Source organism: Christiangramia aestuarii (assembly GCF_009735585.1).
Classification (GTDB): Bacteria; Bacteroidota; Bacteroidia; order Flavobacteriales; family Flavobacteriaceae; genus Christiangramia; species Christiangramia aestuarii.
The window spans coordinates 1-368 of record NZ_VJVW01000167.1 but is presented as its reverse complement, the minus strand read 5'-3'; the positions used below and the strand labels follow the sequence as shown (position 1 = coordinate 368).

The 368-nt window shown below is 64.1% G+C and carries 1 protein-coding gene; it reads right to left on the bottom strand.

Annotated elements, in window-relative coordinates; all coding sequences use genetic code 11:
* Positions 1–190: DUF47 family protein (locus FLP08_RS17385; protein ID WP_156278185.1), on the bottom strand; the 190-nt coding region annotated here is incomplete at its 3' end.
* Positions 191–368 lie beyond the last annotated feature (178 nt).

Here is a 368-nt window from a genome sequence, read left to right as displayed (position 1 = left end):
GCCGATCGGCTTCCTGCTCCAGTCGCACCATGTCCTGCTGAACCTGTTCGACCTGCGCCCAGTCCTCGGCGATCACCGCGCGGAAGAACGGCAACAGGCCGGCCGCGCATTCGTGGGCCTTGGCGATGTGCTGCTGCATCGGCCCGATCGGCGAACGGCCGAACAGGCTGATGAACGGATTGGTCGGCATGGAACGCCTCCCTGGTGGAAATGCCGAAAAGTATAGGCCACCCACCCCGCGCGCCTTTGATCTGGAACACCTTCACCCGCGGACGCCTGGCGTCCCGAGCCGGACATCGCCCCATGCAGAAAGAAACCGAAATCAAACTCCGCGTCAGCCGCGCCACCCTGGAAACCTTGCAGGAGCA